This window comes from Xenorhabdus griffiniae (assembly GCF_037265215.1).
Lineage (GTDB): Bacteria > Pseudomonadota > Gammaproteobacteria > Enterobacterales > Enterobacteriaceae > Xenorhabdus > Xenorhabdus griffiniae.
Map to the genome: position 1 here is coordinate 3,636,198 of NZ_CP147737.1, position 22,906 is coordinate 3,659,103.

Consider the following 22,906-nt stretch of genomic DNA (forward strand, 5'->3'; position numbering starts at 1 on the left):
ATCGGGTTTCATATCGTGTTGTAAATTGCAACTTGAAGTTGGATTGGTATATAAGTTTATAAAAAAATACAGTTTTATACTTATTTCTTATATAATGCATTTCTATTTATTTAATAAATAACTCTTGGCTTTACAATCTTGATACTTGTTCACAACAAAAATTCAGAGTAGTTTTAACATCAGATTTATTGTCCCAATAATACCTTCCATAATAATGAGAATTTATCTCATTATTATGGAAGACGTTACTACTTTCCAATCAATGAGAAACGTTAAATTAATTAATAAAAAATAAATAAATCGCCAATATCAATATTAACACCATGGATAAAAACAGGAATCCTATGTCTACAATTCTAAAGAAGAAACCTTTATACCAAATACTCTATGTTCAAGTTATATTTTCCATTTTATTGGGTATCGCCCTTGGCCATTTTTATCCTGATATTGGAACATCGTTAAAACCATTAGGTGATGCATTCATTAAAATTGTGAAAATGATTATTGCACCTGTTATCTTTTTGACAGTAGTCACAGGGATAGCTGGAATGAATAATATAAAAAAGGTTGGGAATGTTGCAGCAAAATCAATGTTATATTTTTTAACATTTTCAACGCTTGCTTTAGTTATTGGATTAATTATCGCCAATATTGTCCGCCCTGGCGATGGCTTAAATATTTCTCCTGCCTCGTTAGACAGCAGCAGAGTGACCGGTTATGTAGAGAAAGCGCATGAATCATCCATTGTTGGCTTTCTTATGAATATCATACCCGATACTGTTGTCAGTCCGCTTGTAAATGGTAATATTCTCCAGGTTCTGTTTATTTCAGTTATTTTTGGTATCGCGTTAGCCGCTACAGGAAAAAAAGGCGAACCTGTTTTAGCATTTTTCCAACACCTCTCAGAACCTATCTTTAAGATGGTAGGAATTTTAATGAAATTAGCGCCGATTGGTGCATTTGGAGCAATGGCCTTTACCATAGGTAAATATGGTATTTCATCGGTCGGGAATTTAATGATGTTAATTGTCACTTTTTACATTACATCATTGCTTTTTATTCTTATTATATTGGGCGCAGTTGCTAAATATAATGGGTTCTCTATTATTCAATTAATAAAATATATTAAAGATGAGCTATTGTTAGTTTTGGGGACTTCATCTTCTGAGGCAGCATTACCTGGCTTAATGAAGAAAATGGAAAACCTGGGTTGTGAGAAATCAGTTGTTGGTTTAGTTATTCCAACAGGTTACTCATTTAACCTTGATGGTACTAATATCTATATGACGATGGCTGCCTTGTTTATTGCCCAGGCAACCAACATTGAACTTAGTCTATATGAGCAAATTTCTTTATTATTCGTTGCTATGATAAGTTCAAAAGGTGCGGCAGGTGTAACAGGGGCTGGTTTCATTACACTGGCTGCAACCTTATCTGTTGTACCCAGCGTACCCGTGGCAGGCATGGCGCTTATCTTAGGCATTGACAGATTTATGTCTGAGTGCCGTGCATTGACAAATTTAGTTGGTAATGCTTGTGCCAGCATTGTCGTAGCTCGCTGGGAAAATGCTTTAGATAAAGAAAAGATGCATCAAATATTAAACGGTAACATGCAAAATTCGGTAGAAAAAACACTAAATAAATAAAGTATATTACCTACGATAAATAATAAAACTCACATCCCCCTGTTATAAATGGGGGGAGAGATCAGGTTTCATATCGTGTTGTAAATTGCAACTTGAAGTTTAATGCGTATATATTCATTAAAAAACAAAAAACAACCCACAATAAATATTCCACCAAAATAAAAAATCATAGGACAATTGCTCATAAAAACATATAACACATCGTTATTGATTTTAGGACAGATATCCCATTGGAAAAAGAAATCATATGCAACAAAGCAATTTACCATTTCATTATCTTAACCATTAATATTTATATTTATTGATGGAGATCTTTTATGTTTCAATTCAATTTTGATAAAAATTAAAAATTAGTCTAATAATAACGTAGAAATATATGTTCTGGCATACCAAAAACCAAAGTACTCCGGAGAATATAATGAAAAAACGACATGATATCGCAAAAGAATTGTTGCCTTGTAAATCTTATAAGATGCTGATTAATGGTGAGTGGGTTGATAGCATTTCAAAGAATACTCTGCAAAGCTACAGCCCTGCAACAGGTGAGTTGCTGACAGAATATGCAGCAGGGAATGCCGAAGATGTTGAACTTGCCGTCAAAGCTGCCCAAAAAGCCCTGCCAGCATGGAGCAAAACATCCGCGGCGGAGAGGCAATCTTTATTACTGAAAATTGCCGACTTACTGGAAGCCGAAGCCGAACGTTTTATTGTCCTTGAAACATTGGATGGTGGTAAAACCCAGACTCTATGTCGTCATTTCGATATTCCTTTCTCTGTTGATCATTTCCGCTACTTTGCCGGCGTTATCCGTGCTCATTCTGATACTACTGATGTCATCGATAATGACACGCTGAGCTTAGTCATCAGAGAACCCATTGGCGTAGTCGGGCAGATTATTCCGTGGAATTTCCCGCTATTAATGGCTGCCTGGAAACTCGCTCCTGCCCTTGCAGCCGGTAATACTATTGTTATCAATCCTGCCAGCCTGACGCCAATAACCCTGCTCGAATTGGGGCGTATTATGAACCAAGTTTTGCCAGCAGGTGTTGTCAATATTGTTACGGGGCGTGGCTCAGTTGTAGGCCAGGCCATCCTCGACCATAACGGTATCGACAAAGTAGCTTTTACCGGCTCAACAGAAGTCGGTTACAACGTTGCCGCAGCAGCAGCAAAAAGACTCATTCCGGCAACACTGGAATTGGGGGGTAAATCGGCCAACATTGTTTTCCCTGATGCCAACATGAAAAAGGCAATCAAATATGCAGCCAATGCCATTTTGCTAAATCAGGGGCAAGCCTGTGAATCCGGTGCGCGCCTGTTCCTGCATAAAGATATTCATGATGAATTCCTGAAGTCACTGAAAACCGTGTTTGAATCGATCAAAGTGGGCGATCCGATGCTGGCAGAAACTGAAATGGGTTGCCAGGTCAGTGAAGAACAGATGAACACTATTTTAGGTTATATCGACCTTGCAAGACAGGAAGGTGCAACCGTTTTAACTGGCGGAAAACGCATAACCGGAGCAGGATATGATGAGGGTTTCTTTATCCAACCGACGATCCTGACTAATGTCACCAATAAGATGCGGGTAGCACAGGAAGAGATTTTCGGGCCTGTGCTATGCGTCATTCCGTTCAGTAATGAAGAAGACGTTATCGAAATGGCCAATGATTCCGAATATGGCCTGGCAGGTGCTGTATGGACGCAGGATATTAACCGTGCCCTGCGTATCGCCAAAGCAATCAAAACAGGTCGTATGTGGATCAATACCTATCATGAATTGCCGGCCCACACGCCTTTCGGTGGCTATAAGAAATCAGGACTTGGGCGTGAAACTCACAAGATGATGTTGGATGCCTATACAGAAGTGAAAAATATCTATATCAGCACTAAAGAAGAGTAACACAATCGCCACCTGTAAGGGTGGCGATTTTGAGCATTAAGAGCCAGAAGGAATTACAGCCAGAAAAACCAGGCAATCGCAGAAATAATGGCAATACATACCAAATTCAGCACGATACCTACTCTGACCATTTCAACTTGTTTGATATAGCCGGTGCCATAAACAATCGCGTTAGGGGGTGTTGCTACAGGTAGCATAAATGCACAGGATGCCCCGATACCAATTATCATGGTCAAAACCACAATCGGCATTCCGAGTGCTTCTGCAACCGTGGCAAAAATAGGTACAAGCAGCGCCGCGCTCGCAGTATTACTGGTAAATTCTGTCAGGAAGATAATAAACGCAGCAATCGCAACGATAATCACAAACCAAGGGCTGCTACCGAAAGTCGCCGCCATGCCATTCGCCATCACTTCGCTGGCACCAGAATTTTTCAAAACGGCACTCAACGTCAGACCACCACCGAACAGCATCAATACGCCCCATTCAGTGTTATTTTGAATCTGTGACCATGTTGATACACCGGTGATACCAATCAAGATAGCGGCGCTCACTGCAATAATCGTATCCAGATCTTTGACACCGCCAAGAGCATCACTAATGAATGAACTGAAAATCCAGCACACTACGGTTAGCAGGAAAATACCCATGGCAGTAACACGCTTACCATTCCACTCCAGGTGCTCCAGTTCCAAATCAAATTTATGATTCAAATTTGGACGCAACATGAGGTACATCACTCCCACCATCACTGGCATGAGAACAATGACCATTGGCACGCCGTATTTCATCCATGTAAAGAAATCCATACCTAATTGTGCGGCAGCGATAGCATTGGGTGGGCTACCCACCAACGTCCCCAAGCCACCAATACTGGCGCTATATGCGACACCAAGCAGCACAAAAACAAAGGTATTACGCTCAGTGCGTACATCCAGATTCGCCAGAACACCGAGGATCAGTGGTAACATCATGGCAGCCGTTGCTGTGTTGCTTATCCACATAGAAAGCAGGGCAGTAATACCAAATATCAGCAATACCGCCACAGACAAACGCCCACGAGCAATCATCAGCAGACGGTTGGCGATCAATCTGTCCAAGCCCTGGATATGTAGCGCCGTTGCCAATGCAAAGCCACCGAAGAACAAAAAGATTATTGGGTTGGCAAAAGATTTCAGTGCATCACCGGTATTCATCAATCCCATACCGACCGCCAGAATAGGAATACACAGCGCAGTAATGGTGACATGAATGGCTTCCGTTAACCATAACACACCAACAAATACCATTAATGCCAGACCCATATTTGCTTTTTCCCCATAGGGCAAAAACTTAAGCAATATCACAAGCAAAATGATGTCCAGCGCGAGAATAATTAAGCCTCTTTTATTTGAGGGTGTAGGCCCAATCGCTGGGGTTAAAGATTCAGAAGCGTCCATGAAGACTCCATAAAACAATGAAACATAACTCTGTAATGTAAAAAGATAATTGATGAATCATTGCCACAAATGTTAAAGAATTACATTACATGTGAAATAATAAGGAGTATTAACAAGGAATAAAATACGAGTTGTATAATTTTGGGATCTGCTACGCGGGATTTGTCTGTCCACTGGATTATTGTTCAAAAAAAGAACTGAATTTCTGTTGTTATATCACATTTTTATCCTGCAATAAGATACGTCATCAACATGAAAAATAAAATTTTCTTTCGATAAGAAGGCGAAAGAGAGTAAGCTCTTTCGCCAAAACATAAATAATATTTATTTTTCAGAGAGAAAAACCAGCAATTATGCCTGGCCTTTCACTTCTTTCAGGCCGTTGAAAGGAGCACGATTACCCAATGCTTCTTCGATACGGATCAGCTGGTTGTATTTAGCAACACGGTCAGAACGGCTCATCGAACCCGTTTTGATTTGGCCCGCAGCAGTACCAACAGCCAGATCAGCAATAGTTGCATCCTCAGTTTCACCAGAACGGTGAGAGATGACCGCGGTGTAACCGGCATCTTTTGCCATTTTGATTGCAGCCAGAGTTTCAGTCAAAGAACCGATCTGGTTGAACTTGATCAAGATAGAGTTTGCGATGCCTTTTTCGATACCTTCTTTCAGGATCTTGGTGTTAGTTACGAACAAATCGTCACCAACCAACTGGATTTTGTCACCCAACACTTTAGTCTGGTAAGCAAAGCCGTCCCAATCAGATTCGTTCAGACCATCTTCGATGGAAACAATTGGGTATTCTTTGGTTAATCCTTCCAGATAGTGGGTAAATTCCTGAGAGGTGAAAGTCTTGCCTTCGCCTTTCAGTTCATAATTGCCAGTCTCTTCGTTATAGAATTCAGAAGCTGCACAGTCCATCGCCAGAGTAATGTCTTTACCCAGCACGTAACCCGCTTTCTCAACCGCTTCTTTGATGGCTGCCAGCGCCGCTGCGTTAGATTCCAGGTTTGGTGCATAGCCACCTTCATCACCCACCGCAGTGTTCATGCCTTTGGCTTTCAACACTTTCGCCAGATTGTGGAATACTTCGGAACCCATGCGTACAGCTTCTTTCAGTGTGCTTGCGCCAACTGGCTGGATCATGAATTCTTGAATATCTACGTTGTTATCTGCATGTTCACCACCGTTGATGATGTTCATCATTGGCAGAGGCATAGAGAATTTACCCGGAGTCCCGTTCAACTCAGCGATGTGCTCGTATAGAGGCATACCTTTCGCTGCGGCTGCTGCTTTGGCGTTCGCGAGAGAAACAGCCAAAATCGCGTTAGCACCGAAGTTAGATTTATTTTCAGTACCATCCAGCTCGATCATGATCTTGTCGATGTTAGCCTGATCTTTCGCATCCTGGCCAACCAGAGCCTGTGCAATTGGGCCGTTAACCGCAGAAACGGCTTTCAGTACACCTTTCCCCATGAAACGAGACTTATCGCCATCACGCAGTTCCAGCGCTTCGCGCGAACCGGTTGATGCACCTGATGGCGCAGCAGCCAGACCAACAAAGCCCCCTTCCAGGTGTACTTCTGCTTCTACCGTTGGGTTACCACGGGAGTCGATGATTTCACGGCCAAGCACTTTAACGATTTTGGACATTAGGTTTTCCTCAGTACAAGTTAAATTACGGGCAACCAATTGAAACTAAAACTATTTTCTTAAACAGAAATGACCTTAAAAGCCAATTAGCTTAATCTCAATCCATTGCCCCATATCTTATTTCAACTGGCCTTTCTGATACTTGCCAGCAGCTTCGACAAAGCCAGCAAACAACGGATGACCATCGCGAGGCGTTGAAGTGAATTCTGGGTGGAACTGACACGCCACGAACCACGGATGCGCTGGGTTCTCGATGATTTCCACCAGTTTATTGTCGATTGAACGGCCAGCAATGCGCAAGCCGGCATCTTCAATGCGTTTCAACAGTAAATTATTCACTTCGTAACGATGGCGATGACGCTCAACGATGTCACTCTGGCCATAAAGTTTATGTACCAGACTGTTTTCAGTCAGATGGCACAATTGGCCCCCAACGCGCATCGTCCCGCCGAGATCGCTCTCTTCGCTACGTACTTCTACGTTGCCGTTCTCATCACGCCATTCGGTGATCAGAGCAACAACCGGTAACTTACATTCAGGATCGAATTCAGTGGAGTTAGCCTCTACCATTCCCGCAACATTGCGAGCGAATTCAATCAGAGCCACTTGCATACCCAAACAAATGCCTAAATAGGGGATCTTGTTTTCACGGGCATAACGTGCGGTCATGATCTTACCTTCGATACCACGGCCACCGAAGCCACCAGGTACTAAAATCGCATCCAGGCCTTTCAATACGTCAACACCACGCGTTTCAACATCCTGTGAATCGATCAGCTTGATGTTGACAGTCAGACGATTTTTCAGCCCGCCATGTTTCAGTGCTTCAATCACTGACTTATACGCATCTGGCAGTTCAACGTATTTACCCACCATCCCAATGGTCACTTCACCCGATGGGTTGGCTTCTTCATAAATGACCTGTTCCCATTCAGACAGATCCGCTTCCGGGCATTCGATGCTGAATCGTTTACAAATATAATCATCTAAGCCCTGAGATTTCAAGAGGGCTGGAATTTTATAAATGGAATCAACATCTTTTAAAGAGATAACCGCTTTCTCTGGTACGTTACAGAAAAGCGCAATTTTTGCACGCTCATTGGCAGGAATAATACGATCTGAACGGCAGATCAATACGTCCGGCTGAATACCAATGGACAGTAATTCTTTCACGGAATGCTGGGTGGGTTTCGTTTTCACTTCGCCCGCTGCGGCCATATATGGCACCAGAGTCAGATGCATGAACAGCGTGTTTTCACGGCCAACTTCCACTGCCATCTGACGAATGGCTTCAAGGAATGGCAGGGATTCGATATCACCGACCGTGCCACCGATTTCCACCAACACAACATCATGGCCTTCTGCCCCACGGATAATGCGGTCTTTGATTTCATTGGTGATGTGAGGGATAACCTGAATGGTTGCCCCCAAATAATCGCCACGGCGTTCTTTGCGCAGCACTTCTGAATAGACACGGCCTGTTGTGAAATTATTGCGGCGTGTCATTTTGGTTCGGATGAAACGTTCGTAATGACCTAAATCAAGATCAGTTTCAGCGCCATCTTCGGTAACGAAAACTTCCCCGTGTTGGGTTGGGCTCATTGTGCCTGGATCGACGTTGATATACGGGTCCAGTTTCATAATGGTGACATTGAGTCCACGGGCTTCGAGTATAGCCGCCAAAGAGGCTGCGGCAATGCCTTTACCCAGAGAGGATACGACCCCGCCGGTCACAAAAATATAATTAGTTTTCATGCTGAACCTGAAAGTTTAGGTTTAAAAGGATGATGAATATAACAGGACGGGAAAGCAGTATACCCTAACCTTAATTTCGCTACAAACCATCTAAATGGGGTAAGGTGCCACATAAACAGTAACATTGCGAAACAAACACCCTTCTTTCTCTTTAAATTCATTAAGTTATTGGTGTGAAATTTTTTCACCCACCGCAGGTTATTCAGCCATTTAAGCGACATCCTTTTCGCTATTTCCATCTTTTTTGTGATTGCTCTCTCTACACCTTTTGACTTTTCACGCGCTGCCACATCGCTTCCATTTCATCTAATGTAGCCGTTTCCAGTGACATGCCTTTGTCGAGGATCAACTTTTCGACATGACGGAAACGATTCTCGAATTTCTGGCAGGCTTTTTGTAGTGCGATCTCTGGCTTATGCCCCAAATGGCGGGATAAATTAACCACCGAAAACAGTAAATCCCCCAATTCTTCTTCCAGTCGATCTTTATCAAGTACCGCCTGCTTGGCTTCATCCATGACTTCATCAATTTCTTCATAGACTTTGTCCAGCACAGGGCCAATAGTATCCCAATCAAAACCGACCGAAGCGCAGCGTTTCTGGATCTTATACGCCTTCATCAAGGCCGGTAAACTGGCGGGAATATCATCCAGTACCGAATGCTGATCTTTCTCAGCCCGTTCTGCGGCCTTGCGTTGTTCCCAACTGCTGATTGCCTCTTCGCCGCTGATACCCGCTTGTTGATTGAAGATATGGGGATGGCGACGCTCCAGTTTGTCACACACCGCCTCACAGATATCATTAAAATCAAACTGTTGCTGCTCTTGAGCCATCTGCGCATAAAATACGATATGAAACAGCAAATCCCCCAGTTCTTCTTTTAGAGCGTTGATATCATTGCGCTCAATCGCATCAAGCACTTCATAGGTTTCTTCCAGGGTATAAGGGGCAATCGTAGCGGAAGTTTGCACTTTATCCCAAGGACAGCCATCCTGGGGATGGCGCAACTGCACCATGATTCCCTTTAGTCGTTCAATAGCGTTCTGTTTCATCTTAATCCATTTTCAATCAATTACCATGCAAGCGTCTGGCTTCAATCACATCAGACAACTGGTTGAGTTTCGCCAATACCCGCCCAAGCACTTGCAAGTTATAAATCTCAATGTTCATATCAATGGTGGCAAGCTGCTGCTTAACATCACTGCGGCTGCTGACGCCCAACACATTGATTTTCTCATTAGCGAGGATGGTCGTGATGTCACGCAATAATCCACTGCGATCATTGGCAACAACGCGCACCACCAGTGAATAGCCGCTGGAATAACTCTCCCCCCACACTGCATCGACTATCCGTTCCGGTGAGCTGGCTTCGAGTTCCGCCAACTGATCACAGTCTGCTCGGTGGATGGAGATCCCTCGCCCACGTGTAATAAATCCAATAATTTCATCACCAGGGATAGGCTGGCAACAACGGGCAATGTGGTGCATTAAGTTGCCTACCCCTTCCACGACAATACGGCCATTATCTTTGCTGGTATTACGTGGCGTATAGGTTTTATTCTCCAGGTTGCGAAGCGCTTCGCGATCTTCTTCTTCCGCCGTAATTTTATTGAATTTGCTTTGCAGGAAATTCACTAACTGGTGAATGCGGATATCACCAACGCCAATGCCTGCCAACACTTCTTCCAACGTGTGAACGTTATAACGAGCAATCAGCTCTTTCTCTGCTTCCTTGATAGTGATCCCTAAGTGTGTCAACTCATTGTCCAGCATCTGGCGACCGGCAATGATGTTCTTGTCACGATCTTGTTTACGGAACCAGTTGTGGATTTTTGCCCGCCCACGGCTGGTCGTCACATAGCCGAGGTTAGGATTCAACCAGTCACGGCTTGGATTAGGCTGTTTCTGGGTAATGATTTCAATCTGATCGCCCATTTGAAGTTGATAGCTGAATGGTACGATGCGTCCGCCAATTTTTGCCCCAATGCAACGATGGCCGACATCACTGTGAATATGATAAGCAAAATCCAACGGCGTAGAGCCGATTGGCAAATCAATCACATCCCCTTTTGGCGTAAAGACATAAACGCGATCGTCAAACACCTGACTACGTACTTCATCCAGCATTTCGCCGCTATCCGCCATTTCCTCCTGCCATGCGATCAACTTCCGCAGCCAGGCAATACGGCTTTCATAACTGCCGGATTTACCACCACCAAGCGCAGTGCCTTCTTTGTATTTCCAATGCGCTGCAACGCCAAGTTCCGCATCATCATGCATCTGGCGGGTACGGATCTGGATTTCAAGCGTTTTGCCATTCGGCCCCAAAACAACGGTATGAATCGATTGGTAACCATTCGGTTTCGGGTTGGCAACGTAATCGTCGAATTCATCTGGCAAATGACGATAGTGAGTATGCACTATCCCCAGCGCTGCATAACAATCCTGCAAACGCTCGACAACAATCCGCACAGCACGCACATCAAATAATTCATCAAAAGCGAGGGATTTTTTCTGCATTTTGCGCCAAATGCTGTAAATATGCTTCGGACGCCCGTATATTTCAGCGCGAACGCCCTCTTTCAGCATATATTTACGCAAAGTCGTCACAAATTTCTCGATATACTGTTCACGATCAATTCGGCGCTCATGCAGTAACCTGGCAATTTTCTTATATTCATCGGGATGCAAGTAGCGGAAACAGAAATCTTCCAGCTCCCATTTTAGCTGCCCGATACCCAGCCGGTTAGCGAGAGGCGCATAGATATTGGAACACTCTTTAGCCGCCAGCACCCGCTCATCTTCACTGGCATCTTTCACTTCCCGCAAATGGGCAATGCGTTCTGCCAGTTTGATAATGACACAGCGAAAATCTTCCACCATCGCCAGCAGCATCCGGCGAACATTATCGACCTGTACCGAGCAAGTCGCATCGGTATGAGTGGCTTTCAGTTGGCGAATGGCATCCATTTCCATTACACCATGCACCAGATTCGTGATGGCCTTGCCAAATGTTTCTGTCACAGTTTCGCTATCGAGTAGCCTGGCATTAAGGATGGGAAAAAGTAGCGCAGCACGCATACTGTCATTATCCATGCTCAATGTGGACAAGATCTCCACCATTTCCACACCGCGCCATAGCAACAGTTCCGCATTGGGGTGGCCTTGGACTTTTTCGTGACAATATCGCCAGGTTTCAACCAACTTTTCACTGGATTGTGGGTTAGTAATGTTTAAACTCGCGATCCACTTATCGACCGCAAATTCACCTGCCGGTGTGAGATGCGCACTTCTTACCGCAACCATAATTTCTCCCTACTCGATATCCATTGGCTCACTGCTAAACAGCGCCATAGATTCTAGATGGCCTGTGTGTGGAAACATATCCAGCATCCGCACACTGACAAGATGATAACCCGCCGCCAACAAGACCTTGCTGTCACGTGCAAGTGTTGTGGGATTACAGGAAACGTAAACCACTTTTTCGGGGGCCAATTTTACAATATGTGCCATAACGCCCGCTGCACCAGTGCGGGCGGGATCCAACAGCACTTTATTGAACCCTTGGACGGCCCAAGGCTGTTGGTGAATCTCCGATTCCAGATTTTCATGAAAAAAATCGACGTTATTAAGTTTATTGAGCTGAGCGTTATATTGCCCGCTCGCCACCAGCTCAGCAACCCCTTCCACACCCACGGTTGCCTGTACTTGCGTGGCAATCGGCAGGGTAAAATTCCCCATGCCACAAAACAGATCCAATACTCTGTCTGTTGGTTGCAAATCCAGCCACGCCAACGCCTGTGCAACCATTTGTTGGTTAACGACATCGTTCACCTGAATAAAATCTTGTGGGCTGAACACCAATTTCAATCCATTCACCTGATACCACGGTGCTGTTTGCTCTTCAATCAATGGTTCAAGGGATTTTTCTTCACCCAACAGATAAATCGCGACATTGTACTGCACCGAAAAAATGCGCAGTATTTCCTTATCTGCCTGCTTAAGTGGATCAAGATGACGCAACACAACTAATGGCCCACTCTCAGCCAATACCAATTCCACGTGCCCTAATCGTTTTACTGCGTGCAGGCTATTCAGACACTGATGCAACGGCTGCAATAATTGTTCCAATTCAGGGCGCATAACAGGACAGTGCTGAATATTCACCAAATCGTTGGTCTGGCTCTGGCGAAACCCCATCAATAATGTGCGTTGTTTGGCGTGATATTGCAGACCAAGTCTGGCCCGGCGCCGATAGCCATATTCTGGACTGCGAATGACGGGATGTGCACTGATGTTAACGCCTGTTTCCCGCTGGATCAGGTGTTCCAGTACGCTGGCCTTCGTTTTAACTTGCAGTTCAGCGGCAACATGCTGCTGTTGGCATCCGCCACACACTTTAAAATGTGGGCAGTGAGGTGCGACGCGATGCAGGCTGTCTGATAGCCTTTTCACGACTTTAGCTTTAGCAAATTGGCGTTTTTCTTCTGTCAGTTGGATTTGTGCCTGCTCACCCGGCAATAATCCTGCGATAAAGATCGTTTTTCCCTGATGACGAGCAATGCCTTGCCCTTGTGCATCAAGGTTATCTGCGGTAACGGAAATAATGCCTCGGTTTACGGAGCGACGGTTTGGGGAGTAAAATTGCACCATGATTCTGACTGACTTTGAAAAATTGAGTTCTGATTTTCCCACAATGGACGCCTATGACCAAATATAGCCTACGCACCCGTATGATGAGCCTGATATTGGTTCCTGTTTTACTGGTCGGAACGCTTGTGAGTATATCATTTATCTCATACCGCTATTACGAGTTGAAGAGCCTGATAGTCCGCAGTGGGATCAGCATTATTGAACCCTTATCCATCGCCAGCGAGGTTGGCCTTAATCTGGACAACTGCCAGCAAGTTGACTCATTGATAAACAGCTTGCATCGCCGAAACTCTGAGATTGTCAGGGCAATTGCGATCTTTGATAAGGATAACAAGTTATTCGATATTTCGAATGACAAGTATGACGTCAATCGCTTGAGGCTCGCGGCCAACGAAGCCATGCCCAAAACCTTGTCGAAAACGGAATACGGCAACAGTATCATCCTGAAGATGCCAATTGTCTCAGAAACCTCTTCTCCTAATCCCTGGAACACTTCCACCAGCGATGCGCTGCCGGTTGGCTATATCGCGATTGATTTGGACTTACGCGCGGCCCAGCTCCAACAATACAAGGAGATTGCCACCTCCATCGTTCTGCTGATTTTGTGCCTTGGCGGAACAGCCCTGTTTGCCCATGTGCTGGTACGCAAAGTCACCCAACCCTTGAACTGCATGGTTAAAGCCGTTGATCGTATCCGTCAGGGACAACTGAACAGCCGCGTGACAGGTGCTATGCCTGGAGAGTTATCCGCGCTCCAGAATGGTATCAACACCGTCGCAGAATCACTCTCGAAATACAAAGATGAGATGCAGCTTCATATCGATCAAGCCACTTCCGACCTGCAAATTACGATGGAACAGCTAGAAATTCAGAATGTTGAACTGACTATCGCCAAAAAACGCGCCCAAGAGGCGGTCAGGATCAAAACAGAATTTCTGGCTAATATGTCCCATGAATTACGCACACCGCTTAATGGCGTCATTGGCTTTACCCGCCAGATGTTAAAAACCCCCATTACGCCACAACAGATGGAATATCTGTATGTCATTGACAGATCGGCCAATAACCTGCTGAAAATCATCAATGATATTCTGGACTTCTCACGGCTGGAGTCCAATAAACTGGTATTGGATCAAGTACCTTTTCTGCTAAGAGATACCGTCAATGAAGTTATTGAACTGCTGACGCCAGCGGCCAACGCGAAAAATCTTCCCCTGCATCACCATATTGATGAGAAGTTACCTAATTTGATGATTGGCGATCCTATTCGCTTACAGCAAATACTGACTAACCTGATTGGTAATGCCATTAAATTCACAGATAAAGGCGATGTGACGCTGGATATCAAATTACGCCAGCAAAAACACCATCTTGTACAGATCGATTTTACCGTGACTGATACAGGTATCGGTATTAAACCCGAATACCGTCCAATTCTATTCCAGGCCTTCAATCAAGCAGATGCCAGTATTACTCGCCATTACGGGGGAACCGGACTGGGATTAAGTATCACTAAGCGACTGGTGAGTGAAATGAAAGGAAACATTGACTTTACCAGTAAAGTCGCTAAAGGGACGGTATTTTACTTTGATATCTGGCTGGAAAAAGAGGAATATCCATTCGGATCATTGCCAGAATATCCACCAATCTGTTCGGCATTATCGCGTTTACCTATGACCGTTATGGCAGTGGACGATAATCCCGCTAATCTGAAATTGATCGGCACACTGCTACATGAACTGGTTGAAAATACCTTTCTGTGCAGTAATGGCATCGAGGCGCTGGAAATAGCGAGACAACATGCGCTGGATCTGATTTTGATGGATATCCAAATGGCGGATATGGATGGCATCCAGACATCTGAGCAAATCCAACAATTACCCCAACATAAAGAGACACCGATTGTGGCTGTTACGGCCTTTGCCTGCCATGAAGCAAAGAATGCACCGTTCATTGACTGTCTTTCCAAGCCACTGGATGAAAACTGCCTGAAAACATTGCTAAACCAATACTGCCGGCAGAAAAAATCACAAGCCATTGACTGGGAGATGGCATTGAAGCGAACTGCCGGCAAAGAATCATTGGCACGGGAGATGTTAGAAATGCTGGTAAAATCATTGCCTGACATGAAAGGCATGATTAAACAAGCTTTAACCGCCGATGGTGAAGCGATCCGCAAACACTTTCAGCATCATGTCCACCAATTACACGGCAGTTGCTGCTATAACGGCGTCCCTAAACTGAAAGCAATTTGCGAATTGGTTGAAAAACAGCTGCAACAAGGGGTTGCCCTGACTGATCTGGAACCAGAATTGCTGGAATTCATGGACGAGATCAATCATGTCATGGCAGCCGCTCCTGATATACTTGAGGCTACCACCCTGAAAGGGCCTTGTACCGTTTCTCAGCACTCCATGTTACCGAGCTAATGTATAAAGTTGCCATTTACAACACGATATGAAACCTGATTACTCCCCGCTTCGCGGGGAATAATCACACGCATCTTGAAGTTAGATTGGTATATTGCCCGGTAACACGGAGAAGACAAGCGTGGCGCGTCAGTGTGGTTTTATTAAGCGAGAAACTCTTTCTGGCTGGCAATCAATTTTGTGCCACAGGCTGTGTGCATCCCCTCTACTGGAATAGCTTTCCCATTATTCTTTAAATTATCACTGCTCTCGACAATAGGAATACCTTTATAAGTGTAGCCACCCACAGCAATAATCACTTTTCCACCGTGATCGGTGGTATCGTTTAATAAAATAACGGCTCTGTTTGCCATATTGATCTCGTGCCTGAAAGGTTTGATTTTCAATGATTGAAGCAACTACAACATCAGAAACTACAAATAATTCGTGTTAGCTCATGATGTTGTGATGGTTTCAGGGTGACTGTGTTACCACTCACCGTAGGGGTATTTTTTCCCTTTGATAAAGTCTTTGATATATTCTGGGTAATCGTCTCCATAGCCACTAGAATGCTTTGTTTTTCCCTGACATACTGTCATCTTTTCGCCGAAAACTGATTCACCAGTAGCAATCAAAATATTGTTGCCGTTGTTTTTATCATAACCTCGTAACCAAGCCCGGGCAGCTCCGCCAGGTGCTAACCCAACAAATATTGTATCCCGATAGAATATATGCCCTTTCACTCTTCGCCCGATATAGGGTTCACGCATCAGTTGCCAGATTTCAGGGGTAAATTTAAAGGTTGTCTGATAAGGTTTTTTATCAATCACTGAATCCCAGCAAACGGTCAATGAACGGGGTAAAGCTTCACCATAGTTTCGAATACCACTGCTCGCCCATATATTTTTATTCCAACTATGTAGACTTTTAGAATCTGAACTTGCTCCATCTGGCATAAATTTTTGCACAAGATAATTGTCTTCATCCTGAAACTGTACAAAACTGATACTGGCAGGAAAATATTCTGGTGTATAAAACTGGAACCACCATTTATCATAAGGTAATGGTTCACTGTGGCGCATAATAGGTTTGTAATTCACTATTCTTTTACCCAGTGGATAAGACTGGCAGGCAGTTAATCCCACTATCACGTTTAAGCCCAATAACAGGACTAATATTTTTTTGTTTCTCATTTTGAAATTTCCTTACCAGTGATATCAAAAATGGCGCGGTGCCATTTTTCACAAGGGCGGTTCACAAAACTGATTAACTCTACGGCATTCACGCCACCCTGAATTTGTTCATCTTTTATTACCACACTATTCCAGTGGGATGAACAATGAACATATTTAACCTCAGCTTCGTTTAAAAATAGCGATATCATTATCCCGTAAATTCAAGCTCGGTTTTTTAGGTTGGAATGTATAAGCAATGAGACCTGCGGCGATTTCCAGCAGAAAACCGAGCGGACTACGATGTCTTGAATGCTCTATCTGAGAAATATTTTTGAGCTGATCAATGACCGTTTCTATCAAAAATCGTCTTCTTAACATCAACCTATCCCAGAGCGATAACGCTTTGGCTTTCATGTTGCTACGGACATTCGTAATTAACGTAACGCCTTCCGCTTCCAGCTCATCGCATAAAGCCTGTGATAAATACCCTTTATCGCCATATAAACATCCCGTTAACCCTCTTGCCAATGCTTTGACAGGGTGACGATCATCCTGATTTCCTGCGGTTAATTTTACGGCCAAAAGTTCACCGCAATCATTGATAACCAGATGAAGTTTAAAACCATAGAACCCGCCTGTACTGGTTTTTCCTCGTTGTGCCATTCCCTCAAATACGCGATGACGGGGGATCCGAAGATGGTGACAAATGGCAATTTTGGTGGAATCAATAAAAGCGATCCCTTGAGTTTTCGCTTTACGTGACGAAAGAAAAGCGCATAAAGGAATCAGTGCCCTTTTCTTCAGGGTGAGGATACGGGTATAGCTGACTAATCCGGGAAAATCTGCGGTAAGATATTGTTTTACACGTTTATTATAAAACGTTTTAAAATCACGATAATGGCTCATATGAAATAAAATAAGGATCATCATGACTTCGCTGAGCGAAAGGGAAGCTTCGCGGTGCCGTTGACGTAATCCGTTTTCAATGAGCTGTTGATGCCAGAGAGGAATAAATTTTTGGCAAAAGTCATCGACGCAGCAGTAAAGTTCTTCTAAATTAGACATGCCTGAGGATCTCCACGATTTTGTTTTATTTAGCAAAAACTTTGATCGTGCCTCAGGCACTTTAGTTCCCTTCTTAAGCGAAGCTCAGGTCACCTAATAATCCGGCTATCCCTGAATCATGCCAGGCGTGAATCCAGTCATAGATAACTCTGAGACTACATCCTATCTCCTCGGCGATCTAGCGGGGTTTAATGCCTCTGGCAAGCATGAGCAACCCCGTTCCTCACGTACGGATGTCCCGATGTCTGTGATTCAAAGCTAGTTGTTGTAATGTAAGACGTTCAGGTTCAGACAGTGTGATATCCGATTTCATAAGAATAGGTGGTAAGTCATCGGATTACCGATTATAGCACCAATGCAGATAGTTTATCTGATCAACTTAAGGCAATTACACAAATTTAGAAACAGGGTCATTTACTCTTCCACTCATTGAAATTATTTATATCTTCACCAAGAATGCATGAATAAATAGGAGAATTATTGTTATTTTCGAAAAAGGTTATTAATTTACCATTAGGTTCTACCTGCGTAGCAATATCTTTACTTGTTCCTACCACAAATCTATCATTATCTGAATGAAATTCAATCATATTATATGATGGGTCTTTTTGCATATTTTGTATGTAGTTTTCCTTTATTTTTTTGGATGTTTCATTGGATATATATGATTCATTGTTTATTTGTAATTCTAGCTTTTCTCCTTTTTCGATAACAGATATTGTATTGTTGTCATCCGTTTCACAATAAAAAATAATGTCACTATCGGACTGAGCAATAGTAGGAAAACATAAAATACAGAGTAAAAATATGGCATTTTTTTTCATAATAAACTTTATTCCTGTTAGCAAAAAATTCATTAAAATCTGGCAAGAATAGCACATAAGTGATCCTAGTTTACTGGATGGCAACCGGCCACACACATTTAACTGGAAATGGAGATTACACAAAATCGTAAACAAGGTCTCTGAACCAGATTTAACCTATAAATAACCGGTAACTGTCAGATCGAGTTTGAGCTAATACAGCTCATTTTCTCCTTCGCATTCTTTCTTTTTCCCCCATATTCTCTCTTTCTTTCTCCATCGTATTATCTCTTCCTTTCAAGATCATGATTCTTCTGTTTATATAATTTAGGAGATTACGATTTTCTATTCCGTACATTTTTCTACTTAACTGTTCTGTTCTAAAAGGATTTGCAGTGATTAATTCCCGTACTCTTTCATAGCCTTTCAAAGCTTCATCTCTGTTCTTCACCGGCCCTCGTTGTGCTGTATTAGGGTCATGCCAGAGTCCCCATGCAAATGAATAAACTTTATAATTGTAGATAGAACTACCATTAAATTCGAATCTGTCATTGTTTAGCAGTTGATTAAGATGCTCAGCCTTCAATACCCTAATTGCTTTTTTTAGATAATCTAATCTATCGTTATAACCATTGAATCCTCCATTGATAAGCGCAGTTACTTTGTTAAAATCGTCATCTCCAGCAGAGCTAGAAACGTTTTTGTATACGTTATAAAACCAAAATGCGGACAACACGCTATGGGGCGAAGATAATAATTTATCCCTATCTTGTTTAGAAGATGTTACATCTTCTCCAATATAACGACCATAAGAACTATAGGTGTCCTGATATGTTAATTGCATAAGCCCTCGACCATACCAAGGATTATATGCCTTATTTTCTCCCCCTCCTTCTTTCGTTACACTCAATCCCCCACTTTCATGACATATCTGAGCTAAAAAATGGGCTTTGCCGCGACATGTAGTAATACCAAATCTATTAAATCCCTGGTTCAATGCGTCTAAATTTCCTTCAAGTGTTGTTCGTGCTGTACGGGGAACTATTTCTTGCAGTTCACTTAGTGTAATATCTCTATTGCATGCGCACTTTTTAATCACTTGTATTTCCAACACATGCCGCCGATTGAGCTGGTGAGTTGATACCCCCTGTAACGTCGAACCACGGAAATGATCTGAATTCTGTAATTCTTGCTCCTGCCATCCTTGAATTGTAGGATATCCATCACTGAGCATTCCCAATGTGATGTATTGATATTCATATCCATCCATTAAAGCCGTTGATTTAATATGAGAATTGGCTTCTCCTGTCTTTGTGCGAGGAGTTCGTTTGACAATTTCATCCGCCAGTGGTTGTGCTGATATAGATAAGATAACAGGCATTGGAGGAAGGTCTTCTTCACGTAACATTCCATTACCATCCGTGGTACCCGTTCGTACAATATTTTTGTTTCCGCGACTTGCCAGCTTATAAGGCATACCCGTTAATGGTTCATCCTGTTCATCAACGAGTTGAAATTCAATCCAGTGTTTCAGTATTTTTTGACAATCAATGCAATTTGTCGGATCTAACGACTTCATTCTTCTTTTCCTTATGTTCTATTTATCCGTCAATACGCTCGTTAAGAGCAACTTTTTGACTATCAGTCAGAAAGTACTCAAGGGTTAACTTGTCCAGTTTACCGTTTTCCTCTCTCGCCTGTTTCAACCAAGCGACAAGGCTGTGCTGCAATTGCCCCGCCGGTTCATCCAGTTTCAATGCCAATTCAGGAGCTTCTTCCCAAAGCTGACAACTTAATGCGTAAGCTAGATTCTTGAGCGTCGTATCAGTTGAGTAACGGGCATCAATCAGATGATCACCCAACACAAATAAATTTGTGTTCAGTTTCTGAGGGCAATTTTCTGGCCGGTAATAGCAAATCGGGTCAGGTGTATCGATCATCAGCTCATTAACCGGTGTTAACAGTTCACGCCAGTCCCCCGGTTTTAGAGCGGGCAACAACGGTGCGAAAATACGGTTATCCATCAGCCGCAACACCACAACCTGACCCCGCAGCAACACCTGCTGATGCAACCGCCAGTGCTCTAACTGAAATGACCACGGCAGTGTGCTGCGATATCCCCAGCCCCAACTGGCATCGCTGAATGCGTGTTTATCCAGCAGTAGAGCCAGTTCTGGCAGGCAGTTGGCTTTGGGTTGGATCAGCCACGGGCTTTGCTCCAGCATGGCATTCATTGGTGTACCGCTGTAGAGCGGAAACGCCTGCGCTGTCCAGCCGTTAAGGTAAAAGGTTTGGACGGGATTCGGCTCAGCTAGGCTGTTAACCAAAAAATAGCAATTGCCTCTGTCCTGATGTGATAGCCAGTTTTTCCAATCGGTCGGTTCCATCATGCTTCTTCTGCTCCAGTGATAATCCAGTTTTCTTCTTGCTGCGCAAGAATGGCGCAAGGCGGTTTCGCCGGAAATTCCACCATTGGCAATGGCGCCACGCCTTCCGGTAATTGCAGTGAAACCCCACGCCCACTACCACCTGAACCCTGCCCGACATTAATCATGGAAGACAAAATGCCAGCCGGTGTGACTTTGAGAAAACTGCCGCCTACTTTCAATGTGATTTCTGCTGCGGCTTCCAACACCACTTTGCCGCCGCTTTTCAGGTGGATTTCCTGCCCGCTGTCAATCACTGTTGCATCCCCGGTCTGAATATGTTGGCTGCCGGCAATTCGGTGGGAAACATCCCCTTCGGTGGTGATTTTGCGTGAACCGGCAACCTGATGATGGTCATCGGCGCGAATATCGTGGTAACGGTTGTTATCGATACGGCTCTTCTGGTCATGCTTGATATGCCAGTACGCATCGTTTTCGATATGCGCAGTAAAATCTTTCTGGCCGTGAAAATAGATTTCTTCACTGCCTTTCGCATCCTCAAAGCGCAGTTCGTTAAAGCCTTTACCTTTGTGGGTTTTGGTCTTGAACGTAGTTCGGGTTTTGGCTGCCGGCAAATCCAGCGGCGGACGGTTCAGGCCGTTGTAAACACAACCGGTGACAATCGGACGGTCAATATCCCCATTGAGGTAAGAAATAATCACTTCCTGCCCGATGCGCGGTATCGCCATAAAGCCATAGCCGTTGCCATTCCAGCCCTGTGCCACCCGTACCCAGCATGAAGCGCTGTCATCCGCCTCGTCATAGCGGTTCCAGTGAAAATGCACTTTAATTGCGCCATCTTTATTGACGAAAATTTCTTCCCCTTCCGGGCCAACGACTATCGCCGTTTCATCGCCATCGGCTAACGGTTTGTAGTGGAATGGTGGCCGCCAGTCGGCAAGGCCGTCGATAAAACTGAACGTGTTGCTGAGTGTCGTGCCGGTGCCACTGCTGTCACCCAGTGCCTGCGGGCAGTGCCCGTGGTGGCTGATACCGACAATCTGCCAGCGCACATTCAGCGGCTTGTGCGGGTGATTTTTTATCTCAAAGATTTTGCCCGGCATCAGTTTGATGCAATTGCTACTGCCACTGCCGGTCTGTTTCTGGTTATCCAGCGCTTCCTGCCGGTATTTTAAAAACGGGATGGCGGCCGCATCTTTCTGGAATCGCCCGTAACTCTCAAACACGGTGTAAGGGGTCTGGCTGCCGAAATCGCGGAAACCTTCGCTGCTGTGCATATGGGAGAGATGATAGCGCGGTTTTTCCGGGTTGAAATCTTTGTGGAAACTGCGTTGCGGGCTCATCCCGACGCCCAACTGCACCTGATAAATCGTATCGATTCCGTGTGCCGTTTCCGGCTGGGGCTGGTATTGTAATGGCAGACCGGCGGTCATACCGAGATGGCTGTCACTGAAAAACAGCGTTTCATCCTCAAACCAGAAACTGATCCCCTCTTCCGCGGCTAACCGGCTGAAAAAAGCATAATCGGATTCGCGCTTCTGGGTCACATATTCCCGGTCCTGATGCGCATCGTAGAGTTTTGAATCGGCTTTTACCCGGTGTTTTTTCAGCAGGCGGTTTAATATCGTCGGGGCATTTTGCTGATGGTAAATCCGGCTGTCCTGATTCAGTGTCAACCGCCAGCAGGCAGGGCGAACTGTCATAGTATAAAGCGTCTTGTTACCATCGGTGCCTACCCAATTAGCGTGAGAGACAATCCCGGTGATTTTGCGCTGCTCTGTTTCACCATAAAAAACCTGCAACACCGCTTCCTGCATCAGCAGTGAAGCCAAATCAATCTCCACCTGTGGCTTAAAGGGGTTAGCGTTACCGGCCCTGACCAATGTCAGGTTGAGGGTAAACAGCTCAGAGAGGTGTTCTTGCAAAGTAAAGTCGCCGACCGCAAAGGTGTCTTCCGGCACACCCGCGATACGGCAGGTAAAACGTAATCCACTTTTCATTTTTATTCCTTATCGGTTAT

At 44.3% G+C, this 22,906-nt stretch carries 18 protein-coding genes; 3 read left to right on the top strand and 15 right to left on the bottom strand.

Annotation, left to right across the window (positions count from 1 at the left end; all coding sequences use genetic code 11):
• Window positions 1–344 precede the first annotated feature (344 nt).
• Window positions 345–1,646 (top strand): dicarboxylate/amino acid:cation symporter, encoded by a 1,302-nt coding sequence (locus tag WDV75_RS16260; RefSeq protein ID WP_273571763.1) that lies wholly within the window; start codon window positions 345–347, stop codon window positions 1,644–1,646.
• 418 nt (window positions 1,647–2,064) lie between these two features.
• On the top strand, window positions 2,065–3,549 hold the full coding sequence (locus tag WDV75_RS16265; protein ID WP_189758562.1) for an aldehyde dehydrogenase family protein: 1,485 nt from the start codon (window positions 2,065–2,067) through the stop codon (window positions 3,547–3,549).
• Window positions 3,550–3,602: 53 nt separating this feature from the next.
• Here WDV75_RS16265 and WDV75_RS16270 read toward each other — a convergent pair whose 3' ends face one another.
• From WDV75_RS16270 to rlmD, 7 genes are all read right to left on the bottom strand, one after another.
• The gene (locus WDV75_RS16270) at window positions 3,603–4,988 is read right to left on the bottom strand and encodes an SLC13 family permease (RefSeq protein ID WP_273571764.1); all 1,386 of its coding nucleotides are present in this window, start codon (window positions 4,986–4,988) and stop codon (window positions 3,603–3,605) included.
• A 351-nt stretch (window positions 4,989–5,339) separates the two neighbouring features.
• Window positions 5,340–6,641 carry a phosphopyruvate hydratase gene (gene eno / locus WDV75_RS16275; RefSeq protein WP_273571765.1) on the bottom strand — a complete coding sequence of 434 codons (1,302 nt, stop codon included), beginning with the start codon at window positions 6,639–6,641 and terminating at the stop codon, window positions 5,340–5,342.
• Window positions 6,642–6,758: 117 nt separating this feature from the next.
• Window positions 6,759–8,396: a glutamine hydrolyzing CTP synthase gene (gene pyrG, locus WDV75_RS16280; protein ID WP_273571766.1), complete on the bottom strand. Its 1,638-nt coding sequence runs from the start codon at window positions 8,394–8,396 to the stop codon at window positions 6,759–6,761.
• Window positions 8,393–8,686 (bottom strand): hypothetical protein, encoded by a 294-nt coding sequence (locus WDV75_RS16285; protein ID WP_273571773.1) that lies wholly within the window; start codon window positions 8,684–8,686, stop codon window positions 8,393–8,395. The genes pyrG and WDV75_RS16285 overlap by 4 nt, the downstream gene beginning before the upstream one ends.
• Complete coding sequence (mazG, locus tag WDV75_RS16290) at window positions 8,656–9,447, bottom strand: nucleoside triphosphate pyrophosphohydrolase (RefSeq protein ID WP_273571767.1); 792 nt, start codon at window positions 9,445–9,447, stop codon at window positions 8,656–8,658. The genes WDV75_RS16285 and mazG overlap by 31 nt, the downstream gene beginning before the upstream one ends.
• Before the next feature lie 16 nt (window positions 9,448–9,463).
• The gene (relA, locus tag WDV75_RS16295) at window positions 9,464–11,701 is read right to left on the bottom strand and encodes a GTP diphosphokinase (protein WP_273571768.1); all 2,238 of its coding nucleotides are present in this window, start codon (window positions 11,699–11,701) and stop codon (window positions 9,464–9,466) included.
• A 9-nt stretch (window positions 11,702–11,710) separates the two neighbouring features.
• Window positions 11,711–13,048: a 23S rRNA (uracil(1939)-C(5))-methyltransferase RlmD gene (rlmD, locus tag WDV75_RS16300; protein WP_273571772.1), complete on the bottom strand. Its 1,338-nt coding sequence runs from the start codon at window positions 13,046–13,048 to the stop codon at window positions 11,711–11,713.
• A gap of 53 nt (window positions 13,049–13,101) precedes the next feature.
• On the opposite strand from rlmD, the gene WDV75_RS16305 reads away from it, so the two are divergent.
• Window positions 13,102–15,477, top strand: coding sequence for an ATP-binding protein (locus WDV75_RS16305; RefSeq protein ID WP_273571769.1), 2,376 nt, complete (start codon window positions 13,102–13,104; stop codon window positions 15,475–15,477).
• Between the two features lie 143 nt (window positions 15,478–15,620).
• Here the strand turns inward: WDV75_RS16305 and WDV75_RS16310 are convergent, their stop codons facing one another.
• From WDV75_RS16310 to WDV75_RS16345, 8 genes are all read right to left on the bottom strand, one after another.
• Window positions 15,621–15,830: a PAAR domain-containing protein gene (locus WDV75_RS16310; protein WP_273571770.1), complete on the bottom strand. Its 210-nt coding sequence runs from the start codon at window positions 15,828–15,830 to the stop codon at window positions 15,621–15,623.
• 114 nt (window positions 15,831–15,944) lie between these two features.
• Window positions 15,945–16,649: a DUF2931 family protein gene (locus tag WDV75_RS16315; protein ID WP_273571771.1), complete on the bottom strand. Its 705-nt coding sequence runs from the start codon at window positions 16,647–16,649 to the stop codon at window positions 15,945–15,947.
• A 162-nt stretch (window positions 16,650–16,811) separates the two neighbouring features.
• Window positions 16,812–17,696, bottom strand: a complete 885-nt coding sequence (locus WDV75_RS16320; protein WP_338860152.1) for an IS982 family transposase — start codon at window positions 17,694–17,696, stop codon at window positions 16,812–16,814.
• Window positions 17,697–17,769: 73 nt separating this feature from the next.
• Window positions 17,770–17,874, bottom strand: coding sequence for a helix-turn-helix domain-containing protein (locus tag WDV75_RS16325; RefSeq protein ID WP_338861209.1), 105 nt, complete (start codon window positions 17,872–17,874; stop codon window positions 17,770–17,772).
• Window positions 17,875–18,106: 232 nt separating this feature from the next.
• On the bottom strand, window positions 18,107–18,520 hold the full coding sequence (locus WDV75_RS16330) for a hypothetical protein (RefSeq protein WP_273572323.1): 414 nt from the start codon (window positions 18,518–18,520) through the stop codon (window positions 18,107–18,109).
• A gap of 202 nt (window positions 18,521–18,722) precedes the next feature.
• Window positions 18,723–20,078 (bottom strand): glycoside hydrolase family 19 protein, encoded by a 1,356-nt coding sequence (locus WDV75_RS16335; RefSeq protein WP_273572322.1) that lies wholly within the window; start codon window positions 20,076–20,078, stop codon window positions 18,723–18,725.
• 22 nt (window positions 20,079–20,100) lie between these two features.
• Window positions 20,101–20,889: a DUF4123 domain-containing protein gene (locus WDV75_RS16340; RefSeq protein WP_338860154.1), complete on the bottom strand. Its 789-nt coding sequence runs from the start codon at window positions 20,887–20,889 to the stop codon at window positions 20,101–20,103.
• Window positions 20,886–22,886, bottom strand: coding sequence for a type VI secretion system Vgr family protein (locus WDV75_RS16345; RefSeq protein WP_338860155.1), 2,001 nt, complete (start codon window positions 22,884–22,886; stop codon window positions 20,886–20,888). Before WDV75_RS16345 ends, WDV75_RS16340 begins: the two co-directional genes overlap by 4 nt.
• Window positions 22,887–22,906: the final 20 nt, after the last annotated feature.

What these genes read in the sequence shown, in the direction of transcription:
- WDV75_RS16260 (WP_273571763.1), top strand. Translation starts at nt 345, where the DNA reads ATGTCTACAATTCTAAAGAAGAAACCTTTATACCAAATACTCTATGTT.
- WDV75_RS16265 (WP_189758562.1), top strand. Translation starts at nt 2,065, where the DNA reads ATGAAAAAACGACATGATATCGCAAAAGAATTGTTGCCTTGTAAATCT.
- WDV75_RS16270 (WP_273571764.1), bottom strand. Translation starts at nt 4,988, where the DNA reads ATGGACGCTTCTGAATCTTTAACCCCAGCGATTGGGCCTACACCCTCA.
- eno (WP_273571765.1), bottom strand. Translation starts at nt 6,641, where the DNA reads ATGTCCAAAATCGTTAAAGTGCTTGGCCGTGAAATCATCGACTCCCGT.
- pyrG (WP_273571766.1), bottom strand. Translation starts at nt 8,396, where the DNA reads ATGAAAACTAATTATATTTTTGTGACCGGCGGGGTCGTATCCTCTCTG.
- mazG (WP_273571767.1), bottom strand. Translation starts at nt 9,447, where the DNA reads ATGAAACAGAACGCTATTGAACGACTAAAGGGAATCATGGTGCAGTTG.
- relA (WP_273571768.1), bottom strand. Translation starts at nt 11,701, where the DNA reads ATGGTTGCGGTAAGAAGTGCGCATCTCACACCGGCAGGTGAATTTGCG.
- rlmD (WP_273571772.1), bottom strand. Translation starts at nt 13,048, where the DNA reads ATGGTGCAATTTTACTCCCCAAACCGTCGCTCCGTAAACCGAGGCATT.
- WDV75_RS16305 (WP_273571769.1), top strand. Translation starts at nt 13,102, where the DNA reads ATGACCAAATATAGCCTACGCACCCGTATGATGAGCCTGATATTGGTT.
- WDV75_RS16310 (WP_273571770.1), bottom strand. Translation starts at nt 15,830, where the DNA reads ATGGCAAACAGAGCCGTTATTTTATTAAACGATACCACCGATCACGGT.
- WDV75_RS16315 (WP_273571771.1), bottom strand. Translation starts at nt 16,649, where the DNA reads ATGAGAAACAAAAAAATATTAGTCCTGTTATTGGGCTTAAACGTGATA.
- WDV75_RS16320 (WP_338860152.1), bottom strand. Translation starts at nt 17,696, where the DNA reads ATGTCTAATTTAGAAGAACTTTACTGCTGCGTCGATGACTTTTGCCAA.
- WDV75_RS16330 (WP_273572323.1), bottom strand. Translation starts at nt 18,520, where the DNA reads ATGAAAAAAAATGCCATATTTTTACTCTGTATTTTATGTTTTCCTACT.
- WDV75_RS16335 (WP_273572322.1), bottom strand. Translation starts at nt 20,078, where the DNA reads ATGAAGTCGTTAGATCCGACAAATTGCATTGATTGTCAAAAAATACTG.
- WDV75_RS16340 (WP_338860154.1), bottom strand. Translation starts at nt 20,889, where the DNA reads ATGATGGAACCGACCGATTGGAAAAACTGGCTATCACATCAGGACAGA.
- WDV75_RS16345 (WP_338860155.1), bottom strand. Translation starts at nt 22,886, where the DNA reads ATGAAAAGTGGATTACGTTTTACCTGCCGTATCGCGGGTGTGCCGGAA.